At 62.9% G+C, this 8,738-nt stretch carries 8 protein-coding genes; 1 reads left to right on the top strand and 7 read right to left on the bottom strand.

All coding sequences use genetic code 11. From position 1 onward, the window contains the following. The 7 genes from ligD to EN884_RS15365 form a co-directional block, all read right to left on the bottom strand. On the bottom strand, window positions 1-1,352 hold a 1,352-nt coding region (gene ligD / locus EN884_RS15395; protein ID WP_206617597.1), incomplete at its 3' end, for a non-homologous end-joining DNA ligase. 45 nt (window positions 1,353-1,397) lie between these two features. Next, window positions 1,398-1,622 carry a hypothetical protein gene (locus tag EN884_RS15390; RefSeq protein ID WP_027160830.1) on the bottom strand — a complete coding sequence of 75 codons (225 nt, stop codon included), beginning with the start codon at window positions 1,620-1,622 and terminating at the stop codon, window positions 1,398-1,400. A 224-nt stretch (window positions 1,623-1,846) separates the two neighbouring features. After that, the gene (locus EN884_RS15385; RefSeq protein ID WP_335918267.1) at window positions 1,847-3,028 is read right to left on the bottom strand and encodes a glycosyltransferase family 9 protein; all 1,182 of its coding nucleotides are present in this window, start codon (window positions 3,026-3,028) and stop codon (window positions 1,847-1,849) included. Between the two features lie 100 nt (window positions 3,029-3,128). Further along, window positions 3,129-4,352, bottom strand: a complete 1,224-nt coding sequence (locus tag EN884_RS15380) for a GNAT family N-acetyltransferase (protein WP_063168633.1) — start codon at window positions 4,350-4,352, stop codon at window positions 3,129-3,131. Between the two features lie 12 nt (window positions 4,353-4,364). Further along, window positions 4,365-5,594 carry a GNAT family N-acetyltransferase gene (locus EN884_RS15375; RefSeq protein WP_063168634.1) on the bottom strand — a complete coding sequence of 410 codons (1,230 nt, stop codon included), beginning with the start codon at window positions 5,592-5,594 and terminating at the stop codon, window positions 4,365-4,367. An 8-nt stretch (window positions 5,595-5,602) separates the two neighbouring features. Next, the gene (locus EN884_RS15370) at window positions 5,603-6,910 is read right to left on the bottom strand and encodes a hypothetical protein (protein WP_082826507.1); all 1,308 of its coding nucleotides are present in this window, start codon (window positions 6,908-6,910) and stop codon (window positions 5,603-5,605) included. Next, a complete protein-coding gene (locus EN884_RS15365) occupies window positions 6,907-8,076 on the bottom strand; it encodes a glycosyltransferase (RefSeq protein WP_082826508.1) in 1,170 nt (389 codons plus the stop codon). Before EN884_RS15365 ends, EN884_RS15370 begins: the two co-directional genes overlap by 4 nt. Before the next feature lie 336 nt (window positions 8,077-8,412). On the opposite strand from EN884_RS15365, the gene EN884_RS15360 reads away from it, so the two are divergent. Then, window positions 8,413-8,738: DUF1972 domain-containing protein (locus EN884_RS15360; protein ID WP_164895017.1), on the top strand; the 326-nt coding region annotated here is incomplete at its 3' end.

The following is an 8,738-nucleotide window of genomic DNA, read 5'->3' as shown; positions in this document are numbered from 1 at the left end:
ACCTTGCCGCGATAATGCAATTCACCGCCCTCGAACTCTGCCATTCCGAGCGCCGCCAGCCCTTCGGCCGCATCGGAGATGGTGAAGCCGGCGATGACGAAGTCGTCCGACAGCAGCGCCTTGGTCTTGGTCCAGCTTTTGCTTCGGCCGCTCTGATAGATGGCCGTGGCGCGCTTGGAGACGACACCCTCCAGCCCCAGTTCCGACGCCTGGTCGTAGAGCCCCTGCCCCGAGCCCTCGACATGGTCGGAGAACTGGATGGCGGAATTGGCGCCGAGGCCCGACAGCATCTGCGCGAGCAGCGCCTTGCGCCGGACCAGCGGCGCCTTGGTCAGGTCCCAGCCGTCGAGATGGAGAAGATCGAAGGCGTAGAAATGGAGCTTGCTGCCGGCGCCCTCGGCCAGCGCATCCTGCAGCAGCGCGAAACGGCTGATGCCCCGGGCGTCGAGCACCACGATCTCGCCATCGATGATGGCGTCGCAGCACGGCAGTTTGGCGAACGCATGCGGCAGGTCGCCATAACGCTTCGTCCAGTCGATGCCGCCACGGGTGATCAGCTTGACCGCGCCCTCAGTGAGATGCGCCATGGTGCGGTAGCCGTCGAATTTGATCTCGTGCAGCCAGACTTGTTTGGTGTCTTCGCCATCGGGCGGTTTTGGCACCTGCGTCGCCAGCTGCGGCTCGATACGGGCAAGCATGGGGGCCTTGAAGGCGCCCGGCAGCGTGCCGGGCTTCAGCGATCCCTGTCTGGGCGCGGGTTTGGCGGCGGGCTTTGCCGGCGCCGCCAGCTCCTCGATGCGCAATCCGGATTTGACGCTCTCCGGCCGGGCCGTGAGGATGTCAAGCGCAGTGTCGGCCGCGAGGTCGCGCTCTTTGAACAGCAGCCAGTTCTTCTTGTTTTCGTCCTCGCCGGGTTTCGGCTTCAGCCGGGTCAGCATCCAGCCGCCATTGAGCTTGGCGCCGGCCAGCCGGAACTTGAAGGCGCCGGTGCGCAAGCTCTTTTCGACATCGTCCATCGGCGCCCAGCTGCCGGTGTCCCAGACGATCATCGGCCCGCCGCCATACTCGCCTTCGGGAATGACACCCTCGAAGTCGATATATTCGAGCGGATGATCCTCGGTCTCGACCGCCAGCCTTTTGTCGGCCGGATTGAGCGAAGGCCCGCGCGGCACCGCCCAGCTCTTCAAGACATCGCCGACCTGCAGTCGGAGATCATAATGGTCTGCGGTGGCGTGGTGCTTGTGCACGACGAAGCGGTTGCCGTCGCTGCTGACGAGCCCGCCAACCGGTTCCGGCGTCTTGGCGAATTCGCGTTTGGCGCGATAGGCTTTGAGCTTTGGTGGAGTTGTCATCGCAAAGATCGAAGCACGGCGGCCAGGAACAAGCCAGTCACGCTCTCAATCGTCAGCGGCCGGCGTCAACTCGAGCTCCGCCGGCGACAGCCCTTGCTGCAACTGGCTCAGCCGGAATTCGTCGACCCAATAGGCCTCGCCATCGACCAGAACCCGGGCTTGGTAGGTGCCCTCCGAAAAACGCTGCTCGGTGATGTAGACCTTGTGACGATCGAGCGCTTTGCGCACCGCGGCGCGTTTGGAATTCTGACCTGTGACGGGACTGAACATGACACTGCCCTCGGTCGCCCTGACACGCAACGCGGCCGCTGTCGGCGGCCTTGCGACTGGCTCCAAGGATGCCGGAGACGAGGTGTCCTGTCAATTTCGTGGCAGTGCAGGTTGCAGTCCGGTTAAATTTTGCAGTCTTTTGAAGATGCTCGGGTCTCGGCCTGAATCACGATGTGAAGCGCGCGAAGACGAAGCCGCGCGTGATCGTGCCTGTTGCCGCCAGCCTACGAAGCGGCCGGCATACCCGAATGAGTGGATTTTCGGACTTCCCCGATGAGATCGAGTGTCGCTGCCGCGACCTCGGCAACCTGAAGCCGCTGCACACAATAGACCCCACCGGGGTTGTTTTCTTTACAAACACCTGGAGCGATGCATGGACAGGGCATGACCGGCTGGAGCGTCCGGTTCGGGACACCGAACGGGCCCCATTGCTCAGGCGACGTCAGGCCGTACAACCCCACCGCTGGAGTTCCGACAGATGCCGCGATGTGCATCGGGCCGCTCTCATTGCCTAGAAAGATTGATGCTTCGGCCAACAATGCCGTCAGGACTTCAAGCGAGGCCTTTCCGACGACACTGGCGACCGGCGACGCCGCCACTTCAAGGATCCTTTGCGCGGCAAGCCCCTCATCCGGCCCACCAACGAGCAGAGATCGCAACCCGGTTCTGGCGTATACCTCGTCGATGACCGCAGCAAAATGTTGCGGCGGCCAACAACGCCCTTCGAACCTGGCGCCGGCATGCACGGCCACATATGACTTCTTTGCCAAAGCGTTTTCCGCAAGAATCCTGGCACACTCTTCCTGGGCGGTCCCGTTCGGCTGCAGCCGAGGCGTTGGGTCCTGACAATCCAACCCAAGCGCGTGGAGTGGAGACAGGTTCCTGTAGAGATAATGGGGGCCGCCCTGTCCGAAAGTCGCGGCGAGAACGTTTGCAAGCTGGATTTCCCAGAACTTCATCGGATGCTCGGAAGGATCGAAGCCGACGCGAAGTGGAGCGCCGATCAAACGATGCATTATCCGCGAGGTTTTTGAATCGGTAAGGTCGATGCTAAGATCGAATTTTCGACGCCGCAGATCAGAGATGACGCCACGATAGTCGCTCAAACGCTTGAGCAGAGTCCTTCCTCTGCCGCGGGATTCAAAGCCAACGGCAACATCGGCGATCCCTTGCGCGACGATGAACTGCTTGAGTCCCGGCGCACAAAGCATGGTTACCGATGCTTGTGGATAAGAAAGACGCAGGTTGCGAACCAAAGCAGATGTCAGAACGACATCTCCAATGTACTTCGTTTGAATAATGAGGATGGAACGAATCCCATCTCCTAAACTTGCATTCATCGAGGTGATCTGCCGAAAACGCCAATTTGAGAAATTCTGCCGACGACACTCATTTCTGAACGTCAAGCGCGCTTTCAAATATAGAGCCAACCAACCCTGTCAACAACCTTGCCGGCCTTGGTGCCTCTTTGCATCGGTCGTCGGCAGGACCGGCAAACGCTCGTCCTCAGTCCTTCAATCGCCGCAAGCGGCGCGTCAGGCCCTGAACGGCTTTGAGCAGCCGGGGGCGCGACCGCGTCATGCCTTCGACCCGGCTGCGCAACAGAATGGCTGCGTTCGCAGCCCTGCCCCGCACCGTCACCGGTTCGCAGATCTCGGCCAAAACCGAACTCGCGGCACCAATATGTTGCTTGTAGCCCTGGCCGCCGACCGACAGGTCGAAATAGTCGAAGCCCCGCTCGCATCCCCACATCATCAGCTTGCCCATCGTCGTCAGGCCGGGTGAGACATTGGCGACCGCGTTCTGGTCGATGCCCAGCAGGAGGGCGTGAAGTGTGCCTTTTCTGACCAGCACATAGATGGAGGCGAGCCAGGCTTCACCGACGCGTAGACCGAAGAGCCGCACAGATCCATTGGACAGGCCTTGCAGCGCCGCGGCGCGGTAGAAATCGACGACCGGGACCTGCGTCAGGAGGTCGAAACGCCCAAGCTCACGAAAACGCTTCAGCCGCAATTCCAGCAGCACATCCAGGAGCTCCTCGGTCAGATCAGGCGTGTCGGCCTCGACCAGAGCGAGGCCACCAAGCTGTTCGAAGCCGCGGCAATGCTTGCGGAAGGCCTTGGCAAAGGACGGCTTGCAGATCCGCTTGATGAGCGTCTCCGGGTCGCCGTGCAGGACGAGGCCGGAGGTGACCTGGATGGAGTCGCGCGCCACCGAAAGCAGTGCCAGCGGATTGACGAGGCCGTGGATCTGCTGCGGGATCCCCGCGATATGGATGCGATCCGCCGGTGGCAGAACGGCACGGACCGCCGCCCACATGGCGTCGGCACTCTGCCTGGTCCACGCTCTCCCATCCGCCAGCAGCGGCACCGAGTAGTCGCACACGCGGCAGCTCAGCCATTCGATGACGTGGTGGCCGAGGGCCCGGCGCCGCATCAGCGGCAGCAGCATGGCCGGCGCGCCGGTCATGGCGTCACTCACCTCGATGACGACCAGGTCCGCGTCCTTGGGCATCAGCCGTGCGGCGATTCCTTCGACCCAGGCATAGTGCTGATGGGCAGTGCAGACGCCGTGCGCCTCAAGCAGCAGCCATAGCAGCCTTACGGTATCGAAACTGGTGTGCAGCCGAGCCGTGAAGTGCGCGGTTGCATCAGCGTTGGCGACAGTCGGGGAAAACCGCCCACCGGGCAAATCCCTTATCGGAGTCGTTCGCGCCGCGTAGCTTGCCACATGCTTCTCCCGTCATTCCGATCCCCCACGCAGGCGCCGCAAGTCCCGCATCAGTCCCTGGAGCCTCTTCAGCAGCCGAGGTTTGGAGCGCACGAACACCTCGGTCCGGTTGCGGACCTCGATGGCTGCGCTCACGGCGCTGCCTCGCACCGTAATCCCGTGGCAAAGCTCGCGCAGGCCCGAACCCACGGCACCCATATGTTCCTTGTAACTCTGGTTGCCGACCGACAGGTCGAAATAATCGAAACCGCGGCCGCGCGCCCAGCTCATCAACTTGCCCATGATCAGAAGTCCCGGCGAGACATTGGGCACCGCGCCCTGATCGATTGAGATCAGCAGAGCATGAACGGTGACTTGATGGATCAGCAGGTATTGTACGGCGATCAGAGCTTCACCAACACGCAACCCGAAGAGCCGCACCGACCCATCCGACAGGCCCTCGAGAGCGGCGTTTCGATAGAAGTCGACAGCCGTCGCCTGCGTCAGCAGGTCGAAGCGGCCCAGTTCGCGAAAGCGGCTGAGCCGCATCCGGACCAGGCCGCCGAAGATGACCTCCACCAGGGCCGGCGTGTTGGCTTCGACCAGTTCCACGTCGCCAAGCCGTTCGAGGCGGCGCCAGTCCTTGTTGAAGGCCTTGACGAAGGATGGCCGGCATAGGCGCTTGAGCACGGTTTCCGGGTCGCCGTCGATGGCGAGGCCGAAGCTGGTATGCAGGGAATCGCGCGTGGCTGCGAGCAAGGCCAGAGGGTTGGTGACGCCGCTGATCGATTGCGGAATTCCCGTGATCTGGATGCGGTCCGCCGGCGGCAGCACGGAACGCACCGCAGCCCACGCGGCCTGCGCCGATTGCATCGTCCACGGGCTGGCATCTGCCAGCAGCGGTGCCGAATAGTCGCAAACGCCACAGCTCAGCCATTCGATCACCCGATGGCGGAAGGCCGGCCGCCGTATCAGCGGCACCAGCATTCGCGGCGCGCCCGTCACGGCATCGTTTACCTCCACGATGAGCAGTTCCGCACCTTCCGGCATTAGCCGCGCGACGATCCCCTCGGCCCAGGCATAATTCTGGTGGGCGGTGCACACACCGTCCGCCTGGAGGCGCAGCCAGAGCGGCCTCACCGCTTCCAAGCTGGTGTGGAGCCGCGCCGTGTAGGCATCGATGGCGACGACGGTGGCCGGATGGGAGGACTGGCCATCGGGCGAGCCGGTCACCGCAGCAATTTGCACCGCCTGGACTGCCATGTTTTTTCCTATCGCTTTGCCGTAGCGAACGGCAGCGTCCGCCGCCACGCGCCCAACCGGCTGTCGCGCGCCTCATCGGGATGCTCGATATTCCACATGCGGTGATGCGCGAAATACCACGATGCCACGAGCACGAACATCTCCGAGACGGCGGAACCCAACAACGCCCACGGCGGAGACGCGATTGCCAGCAGGGCCGCGATCAGCGCCAGCCCGACGACCGCGCCGCCCGTGGTGATGAACGCGACGATCCGAAAATCGCCGAGTATCTCAAGCACGATGCGGGGCATGATATAGAGCATGATCGGGACAAAATTCGCGATCACGAAAAGCCCGATGAACCAGGTCGAAGCGTCCTGGAGAGCCTGGGATTTTATCATCGGCAGGACGAACATGATCGCACATCCATAAGCAAGGCCGCCGAGCCCCATGACGAGCGCCCAGATCTTGGCCTGCGTCCAGACACGGCCTGTTTCATTGTTCCGCATCAGCCTGGCGAGATCCGGCTGCGTCATGTTGACGAACGCAAGGCTGATGATGCGCAGCGGAGCAAACAGCACCAGAACCGCCGCCAGCGGTGCGTAGGCGGCTGGCCCGGCAATGCCGGCGACCAGCAGCGCCAGACATTGACCCTGGATGTTGGTGGTGGTCGCGCTGAATGCCGACCAGCGCAGTTGGGGCCAGAGCCTGACATAGCGTCGGCGCGTCGGCATGCGGAAGCTGATGCGAAGCGAGCGCCGAGCCAGGCGGACCAGGACGAAAATGCCGAACACATTTGCGGCTGCAAGTGCATAGAATACGGTCTGCAGCGGGTCTTGGACCAACCAGATCGACAGCCCGGTCAGGACACAGCCGGCGACTGTAAAAGCGCCATCGCTGATGGAGACGACAACCTGCTGGCGCCGTGCGAAGAAAGCCGTGCGCATATGGCTGCGCAACGACCAGGCACCGACGAAGCAGCCGGCGGCAATTCCGCTTGGATCTCCAAGGACATGCATCAGAACAGCCGTGCCGACGGCCATCAGCAACGCCACGATCAGCGCCGCCGTTCCGAACGCCACGTCATAGGTATTGACGCCGGCGCTGTTGGTGCTCTTGCTCATCCAGATGCTGGCGGGAACAGCGGTGAGCGACCTGATATAGGACAGGCCGACCCCGCCCATCACCATGCCGATGGCGAAGAGGCCGTAGCCCTGCGCCGACAGCATGTGCAACAGCATGATGTTGAGGGCGAAATGAAAGCCGCTCTGCATCGCCTCGCCGCCGATCATCAGCACGAGGCGTCGAACCAGATGGCTCGGAAACGCTAACTTCACGGCCGTGTCTCCGCTGCGCGGGCAGCGGGCGCCCTGCCCGGCCGCGCGATGGTCGTCTTCAGCTTTTCGGCGGCGATCGCGGTGATCGCCGCGGCCGCGACCGGCTCGCTGAAGATCGCCTCATAGCGCGCGCGCCCGGCAGCGACAAACCCGCGCCAGGCCTCAGGGGCGAGGATGATCTCCTGCAATTTCGCGCCAAGAGCTACTGCGTCGCCGGGCGGAACATGCCAGCCGGTCTGCCCGTCGCTGACCACTTCCACCAGCCCGCCGATCGCCGACACAAGCGGCGGCCGGCCATAAGCCATCGCCTCGATGGCGACGCGGCCCAGCGATTCCGGACGCCGCGACGGCACGGTGACGATGTCGGCCCAGCGATAATGCTCCGAGGGATCGGGAATGAAAGGCAGGACTCCGACGCGCCCGGCAAGCCCCATCGTTTCGACCAGTTCGGCAAGCGCACGCTCGCGCTCGGTGCTTTCGAAGGCGCCGCCGACCAGCCGCACCTCGACCCTCGCCTGGAGTTCTGCCGGCATCGAGGCGATCGCCTCCAGCAGGACCTCCTGCCCCTTGATCCGGTTGATGCGGCCGAGCAGCAGCACCCGCAATGGTCGCTTGCCGTCATACGTCATTGGTTCGACCGCCGCCGGCCCGGCAACGCCGTTGTAGACGACATGCGCGCGCGCGGCCTTGGGGTCGCCGAAAGCGGCTCGCGTCGCGCGCGAGTTGAAGATCAGATCCGCATGGCTCCAGTGCATCAGGCCGACGAGTATCCTGCGCATGGCGCCTTCGGGGATCTCGTGGATGTGCAAGACGGCTTTGTGGGGCAGTAATCGCGCGGCCAGCGCATAGTCGGCCACGATCGAGGTGTTGACATAGACGAGGTCGCAGGCCTTGAGGCGCCGCCACGCCCTGAACACGGCAACCGGCAATCGCGCCATCTCGACTGTCGCAAGGCGCGCAATGGCCTGGCGCCTCAACACCCAGAGCGGTTCGAAGACGATCCGGCTGGCATGCGCTTCCAGGATCTGGACGATCGGCCCGCTGCGCGGCAAGACCACCTCGATGTCGGCCGACGGAAACGCGGCGCGCAGCGCAGCCACGCTCTCCGCGAAGCTGCGGTCAGAACCATAGAGTTCATAACCCTGATGAACGCAGGCAATCCGCATCTTTGTTTCCCGCCGGGTGCTGCAACCATCGCGCTGGGCGATTGTGGCAGAACCCCGTCCGCAAGAATCATGCCTGGTTCGATATGTCCGACTATCGGTTCGATATGTCCGACTGCCGGCCGTACGCCCCTGGCATTGCTTCGTTTCGATACAGCTACGCACAGAAGGGTTGACCGAGAATGAAACAACCACCGGGTTCAACACCGTTTTTTTACAACCCCGCGCCATGATCCCCTCCCAGGATACCGAAATCGGAAGATGGCACGAAAGTTGCGGTCTGCTCATTATAAATTAAGCAATATCTAATATATGAAATGTGTGAAAGTGCCGCCGGCCATGAAACCAGAAAAGCCCGCCATTCTAATCCTGGGGACCCGCGGCATACCCGCGGCCCATGGCGGCTTTGAAACCTTTGCCGAAAAACTGGCGCTGTTTCTTGTCGGGCGCGGCTGGAAGGTCGGCGTCTATTGCCAGGATGAGGTCGAGCGGATCGACCAGCGGGTGCGCAGCGAAACCTGGCGCGGCATCGAGCTCATTCACATCCAGGTCGCCTCCAAGGGACCGCGCGCGACCCTGGAATTCGACTGGCAATGCGCCCGCGATGCTGCCAGACGACAGGGCGTTTGCCTGGTGCTCGGCTATAATGGCGCGGTCTTCCGGAC

Origin of the sequence: Mesorhizobium sp. M7A.F.Ca.AU.001.01.1.1, from assembly GCF_004022735.1 — a bacterium.
GTDB lineage: Bacteria > Pseudomonadota > Alphaproteobacteria > Rhizobiales > Rhizobiaceae > Mesorhizobium > Mesorhizobium ciceri.
This window is presented reverse-complemented; position numbering and strand designations above follow the sequence as displayed.